The sequence below is a fragment of the Candidatus Borrarchaeum sp. genome (assembly GCF_019058535.1).
Taxonomy (GTDB): domain Archaea; phylum Asgardarchaeota; class Sifarchaeia; order Borrarchaeales; family Borrarchaeaceae; genus Borrarchaeum; species Borrarchaeum weybense.
The window spans coordinates 1-23,833 of sequence record NZ_JAHPYX010000125.1 but is presented as its reverse complement, the minus strand read 5'-3'; the positions used below and the strand labels follow the sequence as shown (position 1 = coordinate 23,833).

The 23,833-nt window shown below is 36.7% G+C and carries 25 protein-coding genes, 2 tRNA genes and 2 pseudogenes; 13 read left to right on the top strand and 16 right to left on the bottom strand.

All coding sequences use genetic code 11. From position 1 onward, the window contains the following. On the top strand, positions 1-293 hold a 293-nt coding region (locus tag QVB70_RS07315), incomplete at its 5' end, for an acyltransferase (RefSeq protein ID WP_287584936.1). A 148-nt stretch (positions 294-441) separates the two neighbouring features. After that, on the top strand, positions 442-2,205 hold the full coding sequence (locus tag QVB70_RS07310; protein ID WP_287584934.1) for a hypothetical protein: 1,764 nt from the start codon (positions 442-444) through the stop codon (positions 2,203-2,205). Between the two features lie 90 nt (positions 2,206-2,295). Here QVB70_RS07310 and QVB70_RS07305 read toward each other — a convergent pair whose 3' ends face one another. Then, on the bottom strand, positions 2,296-3,177 hold the full coding sequence (locus tag QVB70_RS07305; protein WP_287584932.1) for a deoxyribonuclease IV: 882 nt from the start codon (positions 3,175-3,177) through the stop codon (positions 2,296-2,298). Between the two features lie 139 nt (positions 3,178-3,316). Here QVB70_RS07305 and QVB70_RS07300 point away from each other — a divergent pair. Further along, positions 3,317-3,455, top strand: a tRNA-Gln gene (locus QVB70_RS07300). 117 nt (positions 3,456-3,572) lie between these two features. On the opposite strand, the gene QVB70_RS07295 is transcribed toward QVB70_RS07300, so the two are convergent. After that, a complete protein-coding gene (locus QVB70_RS07295; RefSeq protein ID WP_287584929.1) occupies positions 3,573-3,839 on the bottom strand; it encodes a Trm112 family protein in 267 nt (88 codons plus the stop codon). A gap of 104 nt (positions 3,840-3,943) precedes the next feature. Here QVB70_RS07295 and QVB70_RS07290 point away from each other — a divergent pair, with 104 nt between their 5' ends. Next, entirely contained in the window at positions 3,944-5,035 is a 1,092-nt protein-coding gene (locus QVB70_RS07290; protein ID WP_287584927.1) for a DUF354 domain-containing protein, read from the top strand. A 4-nt stretch (positions 5,036-5,039) separates the two neighbouring features. Here QVB70_RS07290 and QVB70_RS07285 read toward each other — a convergent pair whose 3' ends face one another. From QVB70_RS07285 to QVB70_RS07275, 3 genes are all read right to left on the bottom strand, one after another. Continuing rightward, positions 5,040-5,309, bottom strand: a complete 270-nt coding sequence (locus tag QVB70_RS07285; protein ID WP_287584925.1) for a hypothetical protein — start codon at positions 5,307-5,309, stop codon at positions 5,040-5,042. A 19-nt stretch (positions 5,310-5,328) separates the two neighbouring features. Further along, entirely contained in the window at positions 5,329-6,315 is a 987-nt protein-coding gene (locus QVB70_RS07280) for a hypothetical protein (RefSeq protein ID WP_287584922.1), read from the bottom strand. Positions 6,316-6,408: 93 nt separating this feature from the next. Then, positions 6,409-7,908: a glycosyltransferase family 39 protein gene (locus QVB70_RS07275; protein ID WP_287584920.1), complete on the bottom strand. Its 1,500-nt coding sequence runs from the start codon at positions 7,906-7,908 to the stop codon at positions 6,409-6,411. Positions 7,909-8,046: 138 nt separating this feature from the next. On the opposite strand from QVB70_RS07275, the gene QVB70_RS07270 reads away from it, so the two are divergent. The 5 genes from QVB70_RS07270 (at position 8,047) to QVB70_RS07250 (ending at position 13,659) form a co-directional block, all read left to right on the top strand. After that, positions 8,047-9,159 (top strand): glycosyltransferase family 4 protein, encoded by a 1,113-nt coding sequence (locus tag QVB70_RS07270; RefSeq protein ID WP_287584918.1) that lies wholly within the window; start codon positions 8,047-8,049, stop codon positions 9,157-9,159. A gap of 18 nt (positions 9,160-9,177) precedes the next feature. Then, the gene (locus tag QVB70_RS07265) at positions 9,178-10,287 is read left to right on the top strand and encodes a glycosyltransferase family 4 protein (protein WP_287584916.1); all 1,110 of its coding nucleotides are present in this window, start codon (positions 9,178-9,180) and stop codon (positions 10,285-10,287) included. A gap of 96 nt (positions 10,288-10,383) precedes the next feature. Continuing rightward, positions 10,384-11,679 (top strand): flippase, encoded by a 1,296-nt coding sequence (locus QVB70_RS07260; RefSeq protein WP_287584915.1) that lies wholly within the window; start codon positions 10,384-10,386, stop codon positions 11,677-11,679. Positions 11,680-11,690: 11 nt separating this feature from the next. Continuing rightward, positions 11,691-12,662: a glycosyltransferase family 2 protein gene (locus QVB70_RS07255; RefSeq protein ID WP_287584911.1), complete on the top strand. Its 972-nt coding sequence runs from the start codon at positions 11,691-11,693 to the stop codon at positions 12,660-12,662. 22 nt (positions 12,663-12,684) lie between these two features. After that, positions 12,685-13,659, top strand: a complete 975-nt coding sequence (locus tag QVB70_RS07250; protein ID WP_287584909.1) for a glycosyltransferase family 2 protein — start codon at positions 12,685-12,687, stop codon at positions 13,657-13,659. Between the two features lie 176 nt (positions 13,660-13,835). Here the strand turns inward: QVB70_RS07250 and QVB70_RS07245 are convergent, their stop codons facing one another. Together QVB70_RS07245 and QVB70_RS07240 are read right to left on the bottom strand one after the other, a co-directional pair. Then, positions 13,836-14,198, bottom strand: a complete 363-nt coding sequence (locus tag QVB70_RS07245; protein WP_287584907.1) for a methyltransferase domain-containing protein — start codon at positions 14,196-14,198, stop codon at positions 13,836-13,838. Between the two features lie 58 nt (positions 14,199-14,256). Next, positions 14,257-15,408, bottom strand: a complete 1,152-nt coding sequence (locus tag QVB70_RS07240) for a glycosyltransferase (RefSeq protein WP_287584905.1) — start codon at positions 15,406-15,408, stop codon at positions 14,257-14,259. 224 nt (positions 15,409-15,632) lie between these two features. Between QVB70_RS07240 and QVB70_RS07235 the strand changes: the two genes are divergently transcribed. From QVB70_RS07235 to QVB70_RS07225, 3 genes are read left to right on the top strand one after another with little or no spacing between them, the layout of a single operon-like run. Next, on the top strand, positions 15,633-16,100 hold the full coding sequence (locus tag QVB70_RS07235) for a 30S ribosomal protein S13 (protein WP_342766551.1): 468 nt from the start codon (positions 15,633-15,635) through the stop codon (positions 16,098-16,100). Between the two features lie 12 nt (positions 16,101-16,112). Next, entirely contained in the window at positions 16,113-16,652 is a 540-nt protein-coding gene (locus QVB70_RS07230; protein ID WP_287584899.1) for a 30S ribosomal protein S4, read from the top strand. 26 nt (positions 16,653-16,678) lie between these two features. Then, complete coding sequence (locus tag QVB70_RS07225; RefSeq protein WP_287584898.1) at positions 16,679-17,077, top strand: 30S ribosomal protein S11; 399 nt, start codon at positions 16,679-16,681, stop codon at positions 17,075-17,077. Between the two features lie 132 nt (positions 17,078-17,209). On the opposite strand, the gene QVB70_RS07220 is transcribed toward QVB70_RS07225, so the two are convergent. Then, positions 17,210-17,336 (bottom strand) — tRNA-Ser (locus QVB70_RS07220). A gap of 161 nt (positions 17,337-17,497) precedes the next feature. On the opposite strand from QVB70_RS07220, the gene QVB70_RS07215 reads away from it, so the two are divergent. After that, on the top strand, positions 17,498-18,967 hold the full coding sequence (locus QVB70_RS07215; RefSeq protein ID WP_287584896.1) for a transposase: 1,470 nt from the start codon (positions 17,498-17,500) through the stop codon (positions 18,965-18,967). 55 nt (positions 18,968-19,022) lie between these two features. On the opposite strand, the gene QVB70_RS07210 is transcribed toward QVB70_RS07215, so the two are convergent. The 8 genes and pseudogenes from QVB70_RS07210 to QVB70_RS07170 all read right to left on the bottom strand — a co-directional run. After that, positions 19,023-19,622 carry a class I SAM-dependent methyltransferase gene (locus QVB70_RS07210; protein WP_287584895.1) on the bottom strand — a complete coding sequence of 200 codons (600 nt, stop codon included), beginning with the start codon at positions 19,620-19,622 and terminating at the stop codon, positions 19,023-19,025. Positions 19,623-19,646: 24 nt separating this feature from the next. Beyond that, a pseudogene (locus tag QVB70_RS07205) lies at positions 19,647-20,683 on the bottom strand (RNA-guided pseudouridylation complex pseudouridine synthase subunit Cbf5). 71 nt (positions 20,684-20,754) lie between these two features. Further along, complete coding sequence (locus QVB70_RS07195) at positions 20,755-21,039, bottom strand: 50S ribosomal protein L14e (protein WP_287584890.1); 285 nt, start codon at positions 21,037-21,039, stop codon at positions 20,755-20,757. Between the two features lies 1 nt (position 21,040). Further along, positions 21,041-21,595: a (d)CMP kinase gene (cmk, locus tag QVB70_RS07190; RefSeq protein ID WP_287584886.1), complete on the bottom strand. Its 555-nt coding sequence runs from the start codon at positions 21,593-21,595 to the stop codon at positions 21,041-21,043. Positions 21,596-21,641: 46 nt separating this feature from the next. Continuing rightward, positions 21,642-21,908 (bottom strand): 50S ribosomal protein L34e, encoded by a 267-nt coding sequence (locus tag QVB70_RS07185; RefSeq protein WP_287584884.1) that lies wholly within the window; start codon positions 21,906-21,908, stop codon positions 21,642-21,644. A 58-nt stretch (positions 21,909-21,966) separates the two neighbouring features. Continuing rightward, the gene (locus QVB70_RS07180) at positions 21,967-22,560 is read right to left on the bottom strand and encodes an EMC3/TMCO1 family protein (RefSeq protein WP_287584881.1); all 594 of its coding nucleotides are present in this window, start codon (positions 22,558-22,560) and stop codon (positions 21,967-21,969) included. A 3-nt stretch (positions 22,561-22,563) separates the two neighbouring features. After that, positions 22,564-23,160 (bottom strand): adenylate kinase, encoded by a 597-nt coding sequence (locus tag QVB70_RS07175; RefSeq protein ID WP_287584879.1) that lies wholly within the window; start codon positions 23,158-23,160, stop codon positions 22,564-22,566. Between the two features lie 19 nt (positions 23,161-23,179). Continuing rightward, positions 23,180-23,833 (bottom strand): annotated as a pseudogene (locus QVB70_RS07170) (preprotein translocase subunit SecY); the annotation flags it as partial.

The window sequence follows — 23,833 nt, the reverse complement described above, 5'->3', positions numbered from 1 at the left end:
TCCCTACATACACCACTATTGAAGATAATGTATTCTTAGGACCTCGTTGTACGCTTACCAATGATAAATACGTCATGAGAAAGGAATATGATCTAACGGGGCCTACTATTGAAGCAGGTTCGAGTATAGGCGCCAACGCTACAATTCTCCCTGGGATCAGGGTAGGTAAAGGAGCTATTGTTGGTGCTGGTGCTGTTGTTACAAAAGATGTACCGCCAAGGACGATTGTGACGGGTGTTCCTGCTAAGACATTCAAAGAAGTTCCTGATGACTTCAAAATTCCAAAGGAATAGTTTTGCTACAGCGTTTTTTATAAATCAGATGATGTTAGTGTTATTTCATTATGTTACGAAATGTTTTTAATTACAAAACTGAGAACTAATCCACTAATTAAACCTAAAGCGGACGTGTAAATGGGTGAGACTGAGAAGAATTCTCATTATGTTTATCTTAGTGACTTTCGTTTTTTCAATCATCTGCACTCTTCCATCAACGGCATCTCCCGTAACAAAAGAGGTTTCTATTGCCGCCAGCGAAGATTTAATCAATAAAAATGTTGAGCGGGAAGTCACAATCACACAATATGGTTTAATTGTTATAAAGGATAATTATACGATAGAGGCAAAGAAGGCAATCAACGGGAGTGAAATAGTCTTTTTAAATGAAGATTCTAATAATATATTCCATTTATCAGCTTATGATGCAAACCGCACAGCTTTAGCTATGGGAAATAGGACAACCGAAGGAAATTTCATTTATCAGCCCCTCATCTATACTAAATCTGTTGAATCATCCGAGTCATATTCTTTTGTAGTTGTAACTGCGCTCGCTAATTCGATTAAGCCAGACAAAATAGGAAGTACTACTACGACCCAGTATCTCCAAGCTACATTTCGTCTTTACCCTATGTCCCCCTATTTTACAGAAGATGCAACGGTAAATGTCAAGTTTTTCGATGGTATTAATGTGCCTGGTACTCTCGAATTTAATCCAATGCCTGACGAAATTACAGGTGGTAAACTCATTTATTCAAAGCAAGACATAAAGGAACTTGCATTAAGTGAACTATTCTTTGTGAGGTACCAAAGCAACAATCCACTATTAAGATTCATTACTGCTCAAAGAGAATTAGAAATCGATCCGTGGGGCTATATCTATGTAAGAGAGGCACAAACTCTAAAAAATATTGGTTTAAATCAAACGAATGTAGAGGCTATCAAAATCTCACTCCCACCAGGTGCTGATCAGATTCGTGCTCACGATTCTGTAGGTAACCTTTCAATCAGTACAATTGAATCTGTAGATCTTGAAAAGCCTGTAAACATCACATTAAACCTGAGATATCGTGTAGGTGGAGGAGGCGAGGAATATTCATACTGGTTAAATTATCGCGTCGGTCTTGAGAATTACACCCAAATTGAGAATGGAAGGTACGTCCTCAAAACATGGAGTTATTCAGCTAGTGATATTCCTGTGGATTCCTTAAAGTTAACAGTTATTCTTCCACAAGGCAGTTCCTTTAAAACAGCTCGACCTTATAATATTAATTCAACCTATCAAACTAACGGTAAAACAGCATATGTTTTACAAGCCAGCGGGCAAAACGCTGCGATCGCATTCGGATATATATGTGTCGAGTATACTTTCCCTGAGATATTCATGTATTCACGCGGTTTTCTTCTCTCTTTTATTGTAGGAATTATTGCTTTGCTTTATGTAGTAAGTAGTAGGTATATACGACCTTTTCTATTGCCAAGTACCCGGCTTGAAGTGCTCCCTGCACCTGCGATACCTATTGTAAAGACATTCTGTAGTCTTTACGACGAAAAAACGGCACTTCAATTGGAACTAAGACAGATAGCCAACGATTTAAAGCGAAAGAAGATCAAAAAATTCGATTATGCCAAACGTAAGAAACTCTATGAAGATAAACTTAAAGAAATTACACAGAAATTACTTAACTCGAAACGTGAAATGATCAATCTTGGCGGACGATATGCTGATGCTGTCAATAAAATCGAAATAAAAGAAACTGAGATAGATTCAGTGCGCGAAAACACTAAGCGTTTAATTGAACGCTATAGAAGCAAGAAAATCACACGTACTACTTATGAACGCCTTAGAAAGGATTATGCACGCGATTTACAAAAGTCAATGCGAGAAATAGACCGAATAATTCTAGAATTGCGTGAAGAGATACGATAGGTTCGCGAACTTACTTCTTATGTACCTAAACTCATTTCAACTAGACGAGATGCGCATATATCTTCTTAGACACATTCGCGCCATTTCAGATCATTCATTTATTTTCTTGATTGAATCTAGGTAAAGTTTTTGCATTGTACGGAGATTTTTTAGATCGGCATCGATCCCTAGATCGTTCCTGGGGGTTTCTAAGATAAAAGGAAGTCCTTTTAGAACAGGATTACCTAAGATGGCTTTAAAACCCTTTATTCCGATATGACCTTCACCTATATGTTCATGTCGATCACGATGGGATCCTTTCTTATATTTCGCATCGTTGGCATGAATCAGTTTCAAACGACCTGGGCCTATTGTATCTAAAATTTCAAGAACGAGTTTGTCAACTTCCTTAGATTCTCTTAATTCGTAACCTGAAACAAAAGCATGACAGGTATCAAAACATAAACCAATCATCTGACTTGTCGGATTGTTTAAAGATTCGATAATCCTTCTTAATTCATTAAAATTGTTACCCATGCTTGATTTGCTGCTGCCTGTGTTTTCCAGTAGAAGTTTTGTTCTACTCTTACTTTGTTCATACGCATCTTCAATTGCGTTGCAGATTTGTCGGAGGCCAATCTCAAACCCTTTTCCTTTATGACTGCCACAATGTGTTACAAGATAGGGAATATTAAGAACGTCACAACGCTTAAGCTCCTCTATTAAAACTTGAACTGATTTTTGATATATTTCATCTTCTGGGCTGCTTATATTGGGTAAATATGGCATGTGAGCAAACACAAGACCAATGTTAGCGTCTTTGCATTTTTTAATAAAGGCTTGTGTAACTTTAGTATCTAATTCTTTGAAGATCCATGACCGAGGATTGCGAGTGAAAATCTGGAAAGTCGTACAACCTATCTTTAAAGCGCGATCAACCGACTTATCAATACCACCCGCAATGCTTACATGGAATCCTATTTTGAAAGACATTATTATAACATCAAACTTCCATTCTCTTATTTTTTCGCTTCTAAAAAAGTTAATTTAAGATCAAACAATGACCTTTCACAACATTTTTAAATAACTGTAAAAGAAGAAAAATCTTACACTGCCTTTTTATGATACGAATAGCCCGGTGGTGTAGCGATGTGGATGATTTTTATCCCATTGCAAATTGGCCAAGCATAGTGGGCTTTGGACTCGCTGAGAATTATCTAACCTTATTACGATAATTCGCGGAAACCCCAGTTCGAATCTGGGCCGGGCTATCACTTTTTCAAGCAATGTAAAACCATATGAATAAATTAAAAAAAAGTTATCTAAATCACAATAGAAATCCGCATCTCAGAAAGGCTACACTTATTATATGAGTGACACGAAACGCTCTAAATATGGAAGGGCTTTCCTTTTTCAAGCGTTTCCCCTGGAATTTTGTCCTTAAATTTCTTCATAAATTCAAGATCGTCTTTTTCCTCGCGTAAATCGTCTGGAAGCATGTGAGGAATAGTTTCAATTATAGGGTACCATCTACTGCAATTGGAACAAATAAGAACTCCCTTTTCAATTTCATCATTTTCTTCGAATACATGCAAATCAAGTGGATGATGTTTGCATATCGGACAGGCGAGGATCTCCATAAGTTTTCTTCTCATCATAGAACCTCCTAATACTTTCAAGAATAGTCTACTGAAATCCTTTAAAAATTATGCGTGCGTGTAATTATTAATTAGGAATAACAAATTTGTGTGGTAGCTCAATGAATTTATCAGTTTGGGTCGACTATCTTACGCCAAAACAAGTATTATTTTTCAGAAGCATTACTGAAAAACTCGAAAAAGATGGTTTCGAAATAATAAGAACAACGCGTGAGTATAGCGAAGTTATTCGAATGCTTGAATTAACTGGCACTGAGGCAAGAATTATAGGACGACATGGAGGTCGTTCTCTAAAAGGGAAACTTATTGCAAGTGCGGAACGCATTATTGAATTGGCTAAATACATTTCAACTAAAAAAATTGCATGTGCATTAGGTTTTGGCTCACCTGAATTGTCTCGTGTGGCTTTAGGTCTGGCAATCCCTCATTTTACGGTGAATGACTCACCTCATTCTATTGCAGTAGCACGGCTTACAAGTCCACCTTTATCAGAACGATTGTTTACTCCAGAACAAATTCCAATAAGTGCATGGTTAAAAATAGGTGTACCACAGGATCAAATAACTCAATACAATGGACTTGATCCAATTGCATGGTTAAAAGGATTTACGCCCAATAATCATATTATTGAAGAATTAGGCCTCAACCAAGATCTACCCATTATAGTCGCTAGAACCGAAGAAAAAAAGGCCTCGTATTTGCTTGATTTAGATCCCCGCCAAATCTCAATAATTGTCCCAATTATAAAGAAGATTTCTCAGGAATATCCTGGCTATCAGATTGTAGTAATTCCTCGTTATGACAAGCAATATTTAGAATTAAGAAAAACATTAGACGAAGAAATTAAAATTTTAGATAAAGCAATAGATGGTGCCAGTTTACTTGCATTTTCATCACTTTTTATTGGCGCTGGAGGTACAATGAATGCTGAAGCAGCACTTTTAGGTGTTCCAACGATATCTTGCTATCCAAAAGAGACTACTTATGTTGAACAGTATTTGATAAATGAGGGCGCTATTTACAGGGCAAAAAATGAGAATAAGGTTATGGAAAAAACAAAAGAGATTTTGTCTAGGCCTGAAGAGTTTAAGGAGCAACATAAATTGGTTGCAGAGCGCCTTTCAAATACTATGGACGATCCTGCTGAGGTAATTGTGGAGTATCTTGAGAAATTTCTTACTAAAAAGTCTTAGAGAATTATCCTAATGATGTAATCTCACTTTTTTTCATTGCTGTTTTGAAATAATTTTTTGTAATATGATTCCAGACAAAAAGCCATGTTATAAATAGCCCAATTCCAGTTGCTGCTTTAATAATTCCCGTAATGACACGACCCACATATCCTATAATTGGAAGTTGAAGCGGAATGATATAAACTTCAAGAAAAAGAAGAATTAATATGAAACTGAACCATACTACAAAGAGAATACTACCTATTTCTAATGCGCTTCTATACTTCCATCTCATGCTTATCAATCTCCAAATGTCATACTGGTGTAATTACAACAGATATTACCGCTAATATTGCTGCAAATAAACTAAGAATTGCCAAAATCTTCACTATATCAATTTCTTCAAGAGCCCCCCTTGCAAGTATTAGACGCGTTAGTGTTAGGGGCGCCTCTTTGTCAGGGTTTGCAGCAAGTTTCCCATCAGGCAAAATTGTAACAGGACGTTTATTCAATTGTGTTCTTCCTTTCAATCCACCAACGCTGGCCAAGATATGAAATGAATTCATAATATGTGGCATAAGAGCAATTATTGCTGCAATTTCTAACCTACCAATAACCGCAATGCCTCCAATTGCTGCTCCTACTGTGAAACTTCCTACATTTCCCGAAAATACTTTTGCGGGATATTTATTGAATATCAAAAATGCAACTAATGCACCTAGTAACAATAGACAAAAAAGAATACCTGTTATGGAGTCTAGAATTATTGCGCAAATTAAGAGAGAGGCAGATGCAATTATACATGTAATTGGCATTGAGCCGTTATATACATCCAACATATTTACAGCATTGGCGGGTACAGTGATTGCTAATAGTAATGCCCCCCAATAAATAATCGTTAATCGAGTTCTACCAATAATCGGAAGTAAAGGACGTGGCGTGACTACTTCAAATAATAATAGTGGAATAATCGCAAAAACTAAAATAACTGCCTTTTTTCCTGGTGAAAGACCTTTTAGATCATCATAAATTCCAACAAATCCTGCAATAAGGATTATACAAACAAAAGCTAAAATTTCCTGAAAGTATTGACCTAAAATAAATAGAATAAGCAGTGAAGCCAAAATTAATCCCGCTAGGATTGCGAGTCCGCCCATTTCCGGGATTTCTGGTTTATTTGGCTTATGGATGTCGATACCGATAATTCCTTTTTTCTTTAGATATTTCAATAAAAATGGTATAATAGCAAAGGTCAGACCAAACGAAACAAAAAAGGATAAGGCAATAAATTGAGTCTGCATCTCTCTAGCAACCTTCCTTAAAAGTTGAACTGATCAAAAAAACATTCTACTATTTTTTAATTCTTTTCATTTAACTTACAGAAAAAGAATGTTCTAATTAGATAGTTGGCTCATTTGGAATAGTTCAACAGTATAGGGTTGGTCAGTAGCTATAATTGAATTAAATTGGTATCTCTCAGTAAGCAACTGCAAAACTAAGTCATGGATGTTACTATCTACATACGGATCATCAATGAAATAAACTGGTTTATCAGTTATCCAATTTTCGATAAAAGGTAGTAATTCTCCAGTTATTTCATTTTCAGTTAAAGCACTATAACGAAGATAATATCTTTCATCATATTCTCGTGAAAAATACGGATGAAATAATTTATCCCATGTCGCGTCTCCAATTATGAGCGAGTCAGGTTGTGTATTTGTATAAAACAGATCTCTATAGTAGACCAACCTACCCTTAAATGAATAATATTGTGACACCATTACAATATTCATAAGCCCTAAAGTTATGAACAATACTAAGAAGAAATAGTAAAACACTTTTTTTGTTTTAATAAAACCAGAAAACCACATAACGGCATTAAAACACAAATATGGCAAGATAACAAGCAAATACCTTGAAGATTCGATGAATAGATGCTCTATGTCGAATCTAAGATAAGAGCCACCATAGAAGACAAGAAATGTCAAAATCATAAAAAAGCTAATGAAATGGACATCTTCGCCGAACTTTTTCCTAGTATAGAGAAATGCAGTGATAAGTCCAAATGGTGGAAATAGATTAAGGATCAAAAAATAGCGAGGTAAGTTGATTAAAAGGCGTAGTGGATTGAAAAAGACCTCTCCAGTTAATTGATAGCCAGTTACAAAAAAATTTCCAAAGAAATATGAGTTATAAAGCGCAATTATCGATAGGAAGGGAATTAATGGAATATAATGCAGATAAATAGATAATTCACCTAATTTTCTCGTTCTGATTTGATTTAGAAGAAACGGAAGCATGAAAAGAATATTAACAAGCTTCAATAAAACTGCAAATCCAAGCGATAGGGAAGAAATCATAAAATAAAGATACTCATTCTTTTTAGATGCCCTTAGGTAAAAGAAAAAGGAAAGAAGAAGAAATGTTGCAGAAGTAAGGTCACTAAAAAGCGTTCTAGAATAAAAAACCATTGGAGGGCATAATCCAAGAAAAAAAGCCCCTATTAGACTACATAATCTGTCTTTTGATATTTCCAACACACAAAAATATGTCAAAATAACCGTAAATATTGCAAAAACTCCATTCATGTAATATATGAAGGGATATCCCCCTATCAAATAAAAAATTGCTATTAGTAGCGATTGTCCTATAGGATATTTTGAAATAAACACGTTTGGTTTTGTTGTAGGCACAAAATTTCCACTTAAGAGAGGAGATTCCAGTTGGATTGTTATGGGATTTCCTTCGGCAAGTTGAATTGCAGTGAAAATATAGTAATACTCATCAGGAGAGGTATAGAAGAAAATCTTGCTAACAAAATAAAAAGGAGCACATATCAGAGTTAATATCAGCATGTCTTTTATTCGGAAATCAATCTTTGAGAGAGACCTCAAGTTAAATCCCTGTATTCCTTGAATACGCAACAAGCATATTAATTTTTATAAATCTATATAAAATAACATCGTTTGATGCGATGAATCTGGTATATACTGTGGGGTGATGTGCCATATTTGCTCTACGGGTGATTTCAAATGAATATTAAGATTCTCACGGCAAATCTTAGGCGTATTGGAGGTGAACAGAGAGTAGCAATCGAAGAAATCATTGGGCTGAAAAATAAAGGATACAATGTTAAAGGTTACAGTTTTTTAGGCACAAAAGATTTCTGGATTCTTAAAGGAATACCTATTATCTTTTATCCAAATCTAAAACTTCCTCTCCTCAAACAATCGTTTAATTGCTGGCTCTCATGGTATCTTCCTCCAAAGACTAAGGGCGATATATTAATATGCCACGGTAATGCTACATTCCCAATAGGTCATAAAATAAAAAATAAACTCTCAAAAATAAAATATATTCCTTATTTTCATACTTTATATGGTTATGCGCATCCTCTCACATTATTTCGACCATTTAGAAATTTTGCCTTTCATAGAATGGAAAGAAAAATGCTATACAAGGATCTTGTAAATGCAGACCACATAATTACAAACTCCACGTTTATGACAGATAGATTACTTAATATACACCCAAATTTAACTGCAGAAATTACTGTAATACACCCTGGAGTAAAAGAACCTAAGAAACCTGAACTACATATACGACGAAAAAAGTTGGGTTTTACTCTCACTAGGATTCACAGAGGTAAACAGCTTGAATTCCTGCTCGAAGTCATTAAAGAAATACCAGATATCAAATGGATAATTGCAGGGGCAATAACTCCTCATATAAGAATTATACGGAAAAAAATCTTAGATTTAAAATTAAAAGAACGTGTAAAGATACTTCCTTCAATCTCTGAAGAATTATTGGAATATCTTTACTATAGTGCATGTGTTTTCGTCCATGCAAACGTAGAAACTTTTGGGATGCCTGCATTAGAGGCCCTCGTCCACGGATGTCCAATTGTTCATCCCTATCCTTCTGGCATATGGGATGTCGCTCAAGATGGTATACAAGGATATCAGGTAGAACAAAACAATAGAGAAGATTTTGTAGATAAAATAAATAAAATACTAGAGAATCCGCCTCTAAGAGCAAAAATGAGTGAAAAAGGAAAGGATCTAATTAATAAAGTATCTTGGAACGCGCATTTGGATGCTCTTGAAGATTTAATAAATTCATCAATTTCACCTGCTTCATAAATCAACAGAGGTGCTTTTTTGCGAATCGCAATCTTTCATGCGAATCTAAATATGGGAGGAGGAGGCGAAAAATGGGTCATGAATGTGGGAAACCTGTTAAAAAAAAGAGGACATGATTTAAGATATTTTACGAACGAATATGACCCGGATCTAGCAATCTTTAAAGAATTTGATCGAGAACAAATCGAAATTGTAAAGAATTCACGGGGATTTCAAGGAAAATTCCGATCTTTTAGAGAACTTAAATTAATGATGAATGTAGCTAAACGAATCGTAAAATTTAATCCAGAGACAATTATTCTCTCGACAGATCAACATTTGGCACGAACACTCAAAAAATATTGTAAAAAAATAATCATTTCTTATTTTCATACTATGAGCCCCAAAACTCGTGAAAAGTTTTTAACAAGGTTGTATTTGGCTATCCCTCGTCTTTTAGGATATCAAGATTATTTGTCATCTGATAAATTGATTGCTAACTCATTATATACCGCAAATTTAGTGCGAACGTTTTATCCGAATCTTAACATTGAAGTAATATATCCGAGTGTGAATTCTAAAGAAATCACTCCTAATTTCTCGTATAGCCATAATCTTCTTTGTGTAGGAAGAATAGCTCCTTTCAAAAACCAAATATTTCTGCTCAAAATATTACCTTATCTCCTTGAAAAACACCCGAATGTACGTTTAGTAATCGCTGGTTATTTTGATCAACAGTATATGAATTATCTTGAAGAAATGAACAAGATTATTAAAAATTTAAGACTTGAAGATAATGTGGAAATAAGATTGAATTGTCCTCAAACTGAAATAGACAGTTTAATGAAAGACTGTTCGATATTTCTTTCACCATCAATAAATGAATTTTTTGGGATGGTAGTTCTAGAGGCAATGGCTTATGGAAAATGTGTTATTGCACATAATTCTGGAGGCGTAAGAGAGATAATTACAAATGAATCAGGATTTCTTTTATCAGGGAACTCAAAGGATTGGGCTTTGAAAATGAATATGCTTTTGGAAGATAAAAATCGATTGCTTAACATGGGTCATAGTGCAAGGAAACGAGCGGAATGTTTTACATGGGAAAAAACAGTAAATGATTTGGAAAAAATAATGGGCTCACTATAACGTGAATAACTGTCTTTGTCTTTATCGATGGAGATTGTAAGATATGAATTGTAATATTAGACTACTTAAAACTCATAATAGCACAGGATGAAACTTATGGTGTGGCGTATTTTCCGCCAATTCATTTTTGGCTCAACAAGTAATGTACTTAATCGGGTAATAGGACTTATTGGTGCGATTATTACCGCGCGACTTTTAGGTCCAGAGGCTTATGGGCTGCTAGGGATTGTTTTTGCACTAACTCTAACCCTTAATATACTTGCAGATAGCGGAATTGAACAAGCAATAGTTCATTACGCGGCAGGCGAAGAAAACGACCTAATGATCGTTTGGTCGGGTTTTATAATTGATTTTTTTATTACCAGTTCTGCCTTTTTGGTTAATGTACTATTTGCAGGCTGGTTTGCAGTTCAGACACAAAATCCTATAAAGTCACTTACGATACTTGCGGCACTTTACCTGATTCCAAGTGCCTTCGATACATGGAAATCAAGATTGCATGCTAAAAAACGAATTGAACTGCTTTCTACAATTTCAGTTGTTAGCACAATAATGCAGACATCCTTCTCCATCGCTTTGATTATTCTAGGTTTTGGTGTTCAGGGGGCAGTACTAGGCTTCGTAGTTGCAAGGGTAGGCCATACACTACTTTATATGAACTATGGCTTTGGTAAAGGTGAATTTGATCTTAAGATCGTCAAACAATTACTCAAATATGGAATACCAAATGGTTTGAGAAATCTGTCTCTGTATACTGTAGGTCGCATAGACCGACTTATACTTGCGTTTTTTGTCACTGCATCAGATATTGCGTTTTACGGAATTGCAAATATGATTGGTAGTATGATTCAATTACTTCCTGCAAGCTTTTCTCTAATTATGCTTCCTTACATCTCCGAAGCGTATAAAAACAACGATTCTCATAAAATTCATGGTAGTTATGCTGCAGGTTTAGTAATTTTTAGCATATGGGGCATTGTTTCGAGCATAGCCGTCTTGATTATAGCTGAACCCTTAATTCTGACCGTCTTAGGGCCTGAGTTTCTCCCAGCTATTATTATTTTGAGAATCAGTATATTTGCAGATTTGATGTATTGCCTATTTTATGTTATGACTACTACTTTAGATGGTATTCGCCAACCGAAAATAACTTTAATTATAACAGGGGCACAGGCATTAACTACAATCTCATTACTTACACTTATCATTCCGTCTTTAGGGATTATTGGAGCAGCATATGTTGATGTTATTGTAAGCATTATTGGTGTCATTTTAGGTTATTTCTATGTCAGAAAACAAACATCTGTTAAGATAAGTCAAAATTTGGGGTATATTAAAGAATTGCTGACGGTTTTAAAGAAAGGGATAAAAATAAATTCTCATGTAGATTGAGGAACTAAATAATGCATGAAGATCCTTTTGTGACTATTGGCGTTCCGATTAGAAACGCGATAAACTATCTCGAACGATTTCTAGATGCGCTATATACCATATCATATCCGAAAAAGTTACAACGTATTGTTTTCGTTGATGCTTCTGATGATGAAACCTATCAACGCTTAATTCAATTTAAAAATAATCATTATCAAGAATACGAATCACTTTTAGTAATCCAAGAAAAAGAATATCCCGGTTTTCAACCATATCCTTTAGCTTTACAAAGACTTTCTCAAGCACGCAATATATGTGTAGAAAATGCTATTGGAGAATATTTTCTCAGTTTAGATTGCGATGTCATTGTAGAATCTGATGTCATAACAAAATTACTCTCGTATTTTAGTACACCTACTAGAATTGGTGCAATAGGTATCTCCTATTACAGAAAAAACCTATCATTTTTTGACAGAATAGCGCTTCATCAAGGGAAAAAGGGTCTTAGACACGTGGATGCGACTGGTTTTGGGTGTACAATGTTTAGGATGGACGTTCTCAAATTAGTTGGCAAATTTGATGAGACTAGGTGGGGCATAGATGTCGAAATCTATCAAAGAATTAAGAAAAAAGGATTTGAAACTTATCTTGATTTTGCTACAATTTATGAACATATTAAGTTGGCAGAGGGGATAGATAATACCTTTGTAGGACTAGTAAAAGACTCTGGACGCATATATTCTGAAATAAAGAAAAATAGACCCTTTAATTACATTCGACAGGTTGCATTTTTTTCAATTTATTTAGTAGCGATAGCCTTCGTAATTATATCTTACGTTCCGCTGTTGATACTCACAATAATTGGTTTTAGCTTTTATTTCTTAAGAGCACGAGGCATCTTTAGATTGATTAATCCATTCTATTGCTTCTCAATGGGAATCCTACTAACGTTTTCTTTTTATTATCATTTCCTACTTGATATACTTAATTTTAAAGAATATTAGATATTTAGAGGTTTGTAAACGAATGAATGGTCAAAAAACTATTCCCTTAGTAACCATCGCAATGCCTATAAAAAATCGTGAATGGTGTATAGATAGTGTACTAGACGCAATAGTGAAAGATGAGTATCCAAAAAAGAGAATACGCTTTGTATTCGTCGATAATATGAGCTCGGACAACACATATGCTATGTTATTAGAATTCAAAAATAATTTTGCTCACGAATATGAGGATGTTATTTTATTAAAAGACGACGGCAATCTTCCACAATTAAGAAATATCTGTATTGATAAGAGTTCAGAGTCGGATTTCCTCCTTTTTCTTGACTCTGATGTGATTGTTAAAGGAAGCAATACAATAAAAAGAATGATTTCGCTCTTTGAAGATGAAACAGTCGGGATGGTATTTATCCCATATCTGCCCAAAGGTGGAATCACGGAACTACATGATAGAATATGGGCACTAAAAGAAAAAAAAATCCAAAATGTCCAAGAGGTAGGCATGGGACTCACTATGATAAGAACCTCAGTTATTCCTACAGTTGGTATATTTGACAAAGATTACCATATGACAGAAGATTGCGAATTCTCATCACGGGTTATAGCAAAAGGCTATAAGATTGTTAAGATTTCAGAAGATCCAGCAATTCACCTTCATGTTGAACCAATAGATTATTTTCAAAAACTTTTTATGAATATGGCACCTTTTAGGTGGAAAGTCATCAAGAAGACATACCCTAAGAGATACATCTACAGACTGATATTGTATTCCCTGTTGATTACAAGTATTTTAATAATTCCAATACAATTTCCCCTCACGCTTATTCCTTTCATCCTAATATTTAGTACAATCTATGTTTTTCATTTAGTTAGAATGCAAACAATATACGGGAAATTGATTGCCCCTCCATTTTTCATTGTTTCAGGCATAATACTGACACTTGGAATTTACCGGGCCATGTTAATCGATTTAAAGAACAAGATAAAAGGCGGATTTTAACTCTATCAAAATCTAAGTACTACGGGTAAGTGTGAATATCTTTGATGCGGATTTGAGAAATTAATATTTTTTTATTGTGAAAGATATTTCATGTGGTCTAACAAAAGGAAGAGTAAAATAACCGATTTTAATTGGTTCTAGACTCACTGTTACGCAATATTTTTTTACTTTAGGATTTAATAACTTACACGCCTTATTAAACCAGGTCTTATTAAAGTATGAAAATGGTAAGGCGCTTTAGCCGTCCCCGACAATTTATGAGGGCATTTTACCTCAATTTCATCTTTACTAACTCTAACTAACTCTTTTATAAACTTAAATGGAGTTTTAGTATGTTCTATCACATGATAGGAGATAACTTTATCAAAAGTGTCTGCTCTGAAAGGTAAATAGTTACCATCGGCAACAATATCCGCCTTGGTTTTTGTTACATCTTTATTCCGTAAGTAGACACCAGCAGGCAAATGGCACGTTTTAATAAACAAATCTACATTAATGTCACCTTTCGGCTCGTCGCCACAGCCAACATCAAGTATCATATAGATCAACAATTATTTGTTTTGTGTGAATATTAGTGAGCATGATATATACTCATTTTCAGAGTCTTAAGGTCATTAGTTCTAGAATCTGTTCCCTAAAATTTACTTCATCGTAAATCTGTGCTCTTTTTATAACTGAGTCGCTCTTTTTCCTAAAGAAATCCTCGTCACCAATAACCTTGTCGATATATGTGGCTATTTCTGATATATGATTAAATAAAAACCCATATTTTCCTCTTTCCAATATTTCGATTGATCCTCCAGAATTATGATTGATAGGTATGCAACCGCTTGCCATTGCCTCTACAGTACTAATGCCAAAGTGTTCATTTTGCATTGGATGTACAAATACCTTAGATTGCCCTAGTATTTTTTTCACAGTTTTGAAGGGTGCATTAGGATAGAATCGAACTCTATTGTCGACTCCAAGTTCCTTACATAGCCTCTTTAGTCTTAGAAAGTAAGTATTCATGGCGGGAATCAATCCACCTATCAAATTTAATCGAACTTTCGTTTCGCATTCGCTTATTGCTTGTATTGCCAGTTCAAACCTTTTTTCTGGTGTAAACCTTCCTAAAGAAACTACTATATCTTCTTTACTAGATCCTGGAGAATACTCAGAGACAGAAACTGGTGGATACACAACCTTGACATCTTTTCTATGCCAAACTTTTTCGACAAATCTTTTAGTAAACATGCTATTTGCACACACTATATCTGAGAAATCACCGTCAGCAGGTAATACAACTCTTCTTTGAAACAGAAGGTAAAGTTTCCAGTATATGTTATATGGAAAACGAAAATATTTCTCAGGAAGAAGTTCTTTTATAGATGTTTCTGCGACGGTGGGAAAATGAACGTATCTTAAAACTTTAGCATTGTATTTTTTAACATCGCTCTGTAATGGTTTGATAAATTCCATATCTAGAAAGACACTTTCCGGATGAAATTTCTTTATAGCCTTTCTTATAGGTAAATATGTAATAAGTCGGTGAAAGATTCCGAAGAGGTTTATATATTTTTTAAGAAGATAAAATTGTTGCGGCTCTTCAATTAAACTTATGCCAAAATTCTTTTCGAAAGTTGCTTTCGCATTGAATTGAGATGTTGTAGCAATCGCTACATTATGCGCTTTTTGTAAGGCTTCATCGACAACAATTGCACATAACCTTTCTCCTCCACCTTTCGATTCGAAAAGATGATGTGCCACCAATATTCTCAGCTAATAATGCCTCCTTAATTAGGAATATCCCATTAATGCTTATTCAGAATTCCTACTTAAGATAATTAAAGTATTTCTAAGAGAATTTGAGGTTAAAAGAGAAACTTTAAATAGTCAACTACATTAAGTATTCTCCCTTACTTTCTGGGATAAATATCCCATCAGAAATGTTTTATGAACATTTATGGCTAATCAAATAAAAAAGGAACTAGGTGTCGTTATTGTCATCGTCTTTCAGACATATTATTCGTATAATAGGTACAGATATCGATGGAAATAAACGGTTAGACATGGGCTTAACTGATATTCCAGGTGTTGATATTCGGTTATCCCATGCAATATTACATGTAGCTGATATGGACCAAACTTCAAGAGTTGGTTTTCTTAGCGATCGTGATGTGAAAAAACTTGAAGATATCATTACAGATCCCTCAAATAATGGTATTCCAAAATGGTTGTTAAATCGTCAAAAGGATCCACACACTGGCGAGGATATACATTTATTAGGCGCTCGACTAAGACTGATGACAAAAACTGATATTGATTTACTGATGAAACTCAAAACATATAAAGGTATACGCCATTCGCAAGGACTAAAAGTGAGAGGACAAAGAACAAGGACTACTGGACGGAAAGGCAGAGTTGTTGGAGTGCGCTTGAAGAAAAGAAGCGGCAGATAAAGGTGATGCGTTATGGGTGATCCAAAAAAACCTAAGAAAAAGTATAAGAAACCCTTTCATCCGTGGGAAAAAAATCGAATGGCTATAGAGCTCGAATTAATCGGTAAGTATGGTCTTCGTAATAAGAAGGAATACTTACGGCATGAGGCGTATCTGAGAAAGATTAGAGAACAAGCTAGGCAAATTTTAGCTATTCTAGAAACTGATAAAAGAGAGAAAGTAGAAAAGGAAATATTATCAAGATTAGAACGCCTTGGATTGATTCAAACAGAGGCAGTTATTGATGATGTCCTTAGTTTAACAACTGAAGATCTTTTAAAACGTCGACTTCAAACTATAGTTTTTAGACAAGGCTTTGCAAAATCTATTCATCATGCGAGACAACTTCTTCTTCATGGTCACATAGCACTTCGAGGTCAAAAAATAACTTCTCCAAGTCGTCTATTGCTTAAGGAAGAAGCAAAAGAGTTAACGTATGCATCTTCGAGTCCATATATGGAAGATAGTCACCCAGAACGTCCATCTACACCAATTCCTGAATCAACTGAATAAAAATAGTTTTTCTTGAGGTTAATTATATGAGTCACAGAAAAGAACAGAAATGGGGCGTTGCCCATATTTATTCTTCTTATAATGATACAATTGTTCATATAACGGACCTTACTGGTGCTGAAACTATTGCGCGATATAGCGGAGGTATGATCGTTAAGGCAGATCGAGAAGAAAGCAGTCCTTACGCTGCCATGCAAGCCGCTTTTAGGGCTGCAAATGAAGCAAGAGATAAGGGTATTTCAGCTCTTCATATAACTGTAAGAGCACCGGGTGGGCATGGCGCAAAAACACCAGGCCCAGGCGCACAAGCAGCAATCCGTGCTCTAGCCCGTGCAGGTATGCGGATTGGTAGAATTGAAGAAGTTACACCAGTTCCTCATGATGGAACTAGACGCCCAGGCGGTCGTCGTGGAAGACGCGTTTAAGAATTTTTTGTTTTCTAATTACTATTATGCTGTAAACACTCTCGAAAATGGAAATACAATTTCCATTCTTGTGTTCTACAAAATGACAATAGTTAATGCAACGATTTTTTAATTCTTTAAAGAGAATTAGAATGGCGCCGGGGGAGGGATTTGAACCCTCGAGCTCCAATGGAGCACAGGCTCTCAGATCTGGTTTCCAGGCATGAGCTGCAATGAATGACGCTTGCATCTGCTCCCTACCAGGCTAAGATACCCCGGCATATTCAACATTGGATACCCAAAATCGATTGGTTTCTAGAAGGCACCTTTGTTTAAATATTTATAGGCTAACTTGAAAGAAGAATCGCGTCCTTCTCTCGTAAGAGAAATGTTTTTAAGTTATGCGGTCTCTAATTTCTTAGAGGGTGGTGGAGGATAGAGGTGGAACTTCAACTTGCCAAACCATTACAAATCTACAAGACAATGGTGCTTCCCGTTGATTGGAGGATCACTACAACAAAAGTAAAGTTCCTCGACAAACTTACTGCACGACTCACTTATGGTGTGCAACTGTTTCTTGAAAAAATCATCAATGAGAACATAACGCGTGTTAAAGAGGCGGAAAAATACCGACAGGACATACAGACTATAACTGGGCTATCTTCGGCTTATGTGCAAGCCTGTCGTGATAAAGCCCTCTGGATGTTCAAGTCCTATCGAGAACTACATCGTGAATGGCAATGGGAGATTACGCAACTGAAAAAGTCCATTGCCACCTGTACTCAACGCATCACCCGGAAGAGCACCATTAAAGCCAAGAAACGGTTACGGAACCTCCAACATAAACTCTACCGCTGGAAAAAGAGGGAGCCCTCGCCACCGACTGTCAAGGAGAAGGTACCGATCATGTTCGACTACCGTGTAGGCGACATCGCCTTTTCTTGCACTTCGAAGGCGTTTCCTCTTTGGGCGAGAATTTCCACTCTTAAAAAAGGCGAGAAATTACACATACCTTTGCATTTGTACCCGTATGCCACGAAACACCTCCGTGACAAAGAATGGCGTGTGAAGTCTTTTCAGATAGTTAAGAATCATAGGTTGAAACGCTACGAGGTTCATGTCGTCGTAGAAAAGGCAGTTATGCCAGTACTGAAATCCTTGGCAGGCATTGATCTGGGTTTGAAGCGGCTAGCAACTGCTGTGTCGTGCGAGTTATCAGGTGAAGGCAGCGTAATCCTGTTTAAGAAAGAGGATTACAAAGAATTTTTCATTTATATGCGACAACTGAGCAACAGGATAGCTAAATTAAAACGTTTAGGGAAATACGAAGTATTGAAGAAACTTTACAGTAAACGATTGAATTACGCTAGAGATTTCAGGAGAAAACTGGCAATTGATATTGCTGAGCATCTTGCAGGTTCGTTGGTGGTGATTGGCTACCCCAATAAGGTAAGAAATTGCCACTACAAGGGCTCAGGACACAGGAGGAACAGAAAACGTGTCAATCATTGGGCATTTAAGGACTGTGCTGATCGTATTGCGATGGCAGTGCAGAAGCATGACGGAGTACCTGTTGTGATAAACGAGTGGTGGACCACTCATCGATGTTCAATGTGCGGTTCACGAAGGGTGGAGGTCAAGGATAGGGCGTTCAAGTGCCAGAAATGCGAATTCACCGCCGATAGAGACGTAAATGCGGCGTTTAATATACTGTTAGATGCTGTTAGGTACCTTACGGGACTAACAAAGAGAAAGAAAAGTAATAGAGCGAAAACCAAAGTGTTCCTGTGCGAAGGAACGGGGGGTGCCGTGGATCACCCCGAACTGTCGATGAGCGGGTTCTTGCTATCTCTCGTAGAGACAGCTCAACAATCCGTGAGGGCAGAAGTTCCGTCCGAAAGGGCGGAGTAGTTCACAGGCTAGGTGCTAAAGCTCCCTCAACGATTACGAATTAAAAATTATATAACTATATTAATGACTTATATACATGATATCCTGCCTTTTTTCCAATTTCTAAGACCGTATTAAACACGTTATTCAATTTTTCATATACTCTATTGTGTCCCCTTCTTATGACTAATTGAAGAGAGCCTTGTGATGTAAGATGAAGAGGAGCCTCTTCAATAATTTGGAAGACAGTTTTCATGCCGCTTGAAACTGGAGGATTTGTCACAATAACATCGAATGTTTCCTTATCTCCTTGAATAGGCTCATAAAGGTCGCCCCATCTTGCCTCTGCATTTTTAATGTAATTTTTTTTAAGATTACTCTTCGTAAGATTGATGGCTCGTCTATTAATGTCTGTCAGAACAACTTTACTATTAGGAGATATTATTGATGCTGCTACGATACCAATTACTCCTATTCCACAACCAAGATCCAAAACCCTGTCCGAGTTGGTCAAATCCATTTTCTCGATAAGCAATTGCGTGCCTTTATCGATTTTGGATTGTGAAAAAACGTCTGGAGCAGAAACGAACTCAAACAATTTACCTCGTAGATACACAGAAATTGTTTTCGTTTTTAACGAGGATGTGGGCATTTTAGACGAATATGGCTTTGGCATTTTTCTCAGGGACCTTATCTTTTACTATTGTTTAAAGGATTTCCACTCTGGATACGTTGAGCGTGGCATTATGACTTTCTTTGTATTAGCAACTATGCCATGATCTATTTCAAGAATCTCTTTACTTAACATAGTAGCCTCAGCAATACCAATTGCTTCGCCTTTCTGAGTAAATATGGCTACAGTACCACCTGGTTTGATATTATCGCTTAACTTTAATACACCAGGCGCCGTTAATTTTGCCCCATGGCATATTGCATCGACTGCAGAGTCTCGAATCACCAGCTTTGGAAGATGAACTAAGCCTTCTTCCACAGGTTGTATTACCTTACGCAGATACTGTTCCTTTCCATCCTCTTTCCAATAGTGATATGCATCGTTTACTTCAAGAAGTGTAACAAGAGTGTCATCCTCCTTGAATGGACCTGCACGCGTTCTCCTTAGTTCTAACATATGAGCCCCCGTGCCCAACACTTCGCCAATATCATGTACCAGCTTCCTCATATAGAATCCCGCTTCGCAACCGACTCGAATGAGCACGTCTTTTCCTAAAATTTCTAATACATTTGTATAATATACTCTACGGATTCTTAAGCGTCTTTTTACAGAAGATCTTAGTGGAGGACGCTGATAAAGTGGGCCTGTAAACTCTTGACATATTGTCTCTATTTTTTCGTGATCTACTTCTTTGTGAAGACGCATTATGCAGATGTATTCTTTCCCAGCAGGAAGCCAACTTTGTACAACCTTTGTTGCACGTTCTAAAGCAACTGGAAGAATTCCTGTTACGCCGGGATTACTCTATTCTGAAGATTAACTCACCTTCAGAACTCTAGAGTCCCTCCATGTCCTGCTTTCTTTAATTCCAGAATTCTTTTGATCCATGCTACAACTTCATGACTTGTTGGTCCAGCAGGTTTATCTAAATTGATTATTCCAAAGGCTAAATGCTCTTCAATAGGACGTTCAGCAGGCTTATAACCCCATTCAGGATTTGTCGCCTCCTGTGCTTTAGTGATTAATTCTCCCCGCACGTCACTAGGTAGGCGGCCTCTTTCCATTTTTTCACCTTCTCATTTTTGGAAATCCCAAAAAGTTATTTATATTACAATAAAATAAGTAAAATTAAAAATTAGGGCAGAACGATTTTAACCCGTTCTTTTAATGCATCAGTCATCCCCGCAGCCTCAATTGCTTTAAGAACTGCTTCATCATCTGATCCTCGTCCGATTTCAATTTTTTCCGTTGTTGGTTCGATGTGTCGTATTGATGCACGTCGTCTTTTTACACCGTTTAATTCTTTAGGACCAGTTATTTCCACAGTTTTTGGGTCAACAATATCTAGGATCACACATTTTCTTCCGACTTCTCTCCCAGCCGTTTTTACGCAAATTCGTCCAATTTCTATCGCAGGCATTTCATTTTTCACCTCCTATGAATTCTTGTATTGCTGTTTTTAAGATATTTGTTATTGAATCAATTGACCATTTGTCAGTATTAAGGATGATATCAAAGATGCTCAGGTCTTGAACGTCAATATTATAAATTTTTTTGTACCTCTTTCTTTCGCTTGTTTCACGCTTTGTCGTTTCGCCTAAAGCGTATTCATAAGGATCTCCGTCTCTTTGAGCAATTCTTTCGACACGTACTTCTAATGGTGCGGTCACAAAGATGTTAAGATCAACAAAATCTTTACACATCCAGGCAGTCAAATGTCCATCTAACACTACATTTCCTTTTTTTGCTGCATCTATACTTCTTTCATCAATTTCTTTATCAATATGAATATTCTTCTCTGCAAATGTGCTAAAAGTGCTTAAATCCATTTCTCTTTGTTGAGCCATTTGCCTAAAGATTTTTCCCGCAGAGATATGTTCTAATTCAAAGGCTTCCGCAATGTGTTTAGCAAAAGTGGATTTTCCAGCACCAGCTGTTCCAGAAATCGCTATTGTAAGACCCTTATTTTGGGGCAAACTATTCACCAATATAAGAAAAAGAAATCAGTTTAAAAAAATGTTGCTAAATTCTTGCCGCCTGTTTTGTGAGTTCTTGCAGGCATTGAGGACAAAGATGCCCGCCATAAGGTCTTTCTGGACGGCGCTGCGTCTTTGGCAACTTTCTTATTTCTGCGGCGGAAAGGCGAGGAACACCTGATAACAATTTTCCGCAGTTTGCACACTTACTTTTTCTCACTTTTTTCTTCTTATAATGTGTAGTTGTTCGACCACCTGGCAATTTCATTTTTCGTTTTTTAATTAACCGAGTACGATAACGTGGTGCTGGCATCTTGTTTTTCACCTACTTTTAACTGTTTTTAGTTACTTTTAACTCATCTGTATTTACTTCAGCTCGTCTGGAAAGCAGAAAGACCTCCCATACCGATATTTATACCAAAGATCCTCTGGACTATTGCACCAAATGCAAAGCTCGTCATGGCGTACCACCAAACGAAGAGTAGCGCGTATAGGTTCTCTGCTCCAACATTCGCTCCAAAGAACGCAATTGGGAAGCTGAACGGAAGTATTACCACGTATCTAGCCCCTTCACCCGCAATAAGTGGTAAGTAACCATTGAAGAATCCATTTATTATCCAGAAAAGAGCAAAGAACCCTGGCATGTAAATGAACATTGGTTTAAACCTTTCCATCATTACTCTGCTTTGAATCTTCTGTATATAATTTTCTTTACGTTTCACCTTTCGATAAAGTCGCTTGTTAGCGGTTTTTTGAGCCTCAGCCTTTGCCTTATTCCAAGTTGCGATTTCCTTCTGGTAGCGATTAAGCTTGTCCATGTCCATTACGAAGCGACTAACAAGGCTAATCACTACGGAGAGTAGAATGGACAACGATAGAATAAATAGAGTGGACCCTGGACGCTGGCCTATACCAACGTTATATAACCACTGATAAAATGGAATTAAGATGTTCCACCATGCCATTTTTTAATTCACACCCTTTAATACGACTGCTAATTCTTCTGCAGTCTCATCAACCATGCCTTCCTTATTTTTTACGATTTTGACAGTGGCTCCTGTCAAAACTGAAATTGCAGTCGCAGCTGCCCGACATAGGTTTTGATGAGTGTTGATTTCTATCGTAGAATCTTGATCACGAGTTCTAGTTTCATCCTTTGAACGTCTACTAAAGATAAATTCTGGTTCTGCTTCAACAAGTACAATTACATCTGGTTTAAGTGTAGTGATAACCCATTCGGGTAATCCTGCTAGATAACCTTCTGGAGTTGCGATCAACATATGAGTATCGACTATTAATAGCTTTCCCTGTGCTGCTTTTTTTGCTATGATCTCTGCTGCATTCTTTTGAATTTCCCGTTGTTTTTCAGGTGGGAGTAGACGCATTTGATCTCTGTTTTCCACAAATCCTGAATTTACTGCCGCGTCAAACATCACAGATCCGTAATTTACGATCTCTACGGTATACTCTTGTCTAGCAATATCCGCCGCTTTATTCAAGACTGTTGTTTTCCCAACTCCGGGAATTCCAGTAACGATGACAATGCGTTTACTAGCCACACTCATGAATTATCGCTCCGTTAAATCATCCAAATCCTAAGAAATCTCTGAGGGATGGATGTATATCTGCTAATCGCTCTTTAGCTATGATCTCATAATATTGTGATATTATCATAGTAGCTAACAGAATCCCCATGCCTGTACCAAGTGCTCCAAGATAATCTGCAAAAGCGGCTATAAGCGCAATCGCCACACCACCCCATATAGAGGCGGGACCAATGTAACGCTTCAGTAATTTTTCAAGTATCTTTGGACTACTTCTAAATCCAGGAACCATCATTCCTGCATCTAAAAGTTGCCTTGCCACATCTTTTGGAGCCATTCCTCCAACTTCAATCCATGTTACTGAGAAAATGGTGCACGCAACAATTAATACTAATAGATAAACTACAGCCCTCAAGGGATCCGCTGTCACCACTTCAATGCCTCGTGGAGGCGTCAAATAGTAGACAAGACCTCCTACAGGTTTCAATCCTGCATCTGTCGACTCGAAAGTACCAATTAAATTGTACCAGAAGTTAGAGTTGCTCTTATTGTAACGTGACCATAATAACTGCCCAATAAGGTAAACATTAGCGAAGAAAGCCGCTGCAAGAATCACAGGAATATTCGAAGCGTAAAAGAATTTGATAGGATATCTTCCTTTAAAACCACGATATTTGGCATACGTAAGTGGTAC